This window comes from Mesorhizobium sp. M8A.F.Ca.ET.218.01.1.1 (genome assembly GCF_004791165.1).
GTDB lineage: Bacteria > Pseudomonadota > Alphaproteobacteria > Rhizobiales > Rhizobiaceae > Mesorhizobium.
This window is the reverse complement of sequence record NZ_SRUZ01000208.1, coordinates 1-284: the sequence shown is the minus strand read 5'-3', so window position 1 is coordinate 284 and position 284 is coordinate 1. Positions and strand designations below refer to the sequence as shown.

The 284-nt window shown below is 70.8% G+C and carries 1 protein-coding gene; it reads left to right on the top strand.

All coding sequences use genetic code 11. The features are described from left to right. Positions 1-18 precede the first annotated feature (18 nt). Positions 19-284 (top strand): glycosyltransferase N-terminal domain-containing protein (locus EN861_RS35040; RefSeq protein WP_281041233.1); only part of this gene is annotated, 266 nt, incomplete at its 3' end.

Genomic DNA, 284 nt, shown 5'->3' with positions numbered 1-284 from the left:
GGCCGCGCCGGCAAATCGATATGCCGACAGCATGGCGCGGCCGCCTATCCGCTGGTCGGACCCTATGTCGCCTGGCGCACTTCGCGCGGCAAGGAAGACCGCAACCGCCGCCGCGAGCGCTACGGCGTCGCCGGCCGGCCGCGCCCCGAGGGGCCGGTGATCTGGATCCATGCCGCGAGCGTCGGCGAGACCTTGGCCGTCGTGCCGCTGGTCGAAAGCATCCTCGACTACGGCGTCAACATCGTGCTGACGACCTGGGCGGAGGTTACCGTGCCGGTCGTCAG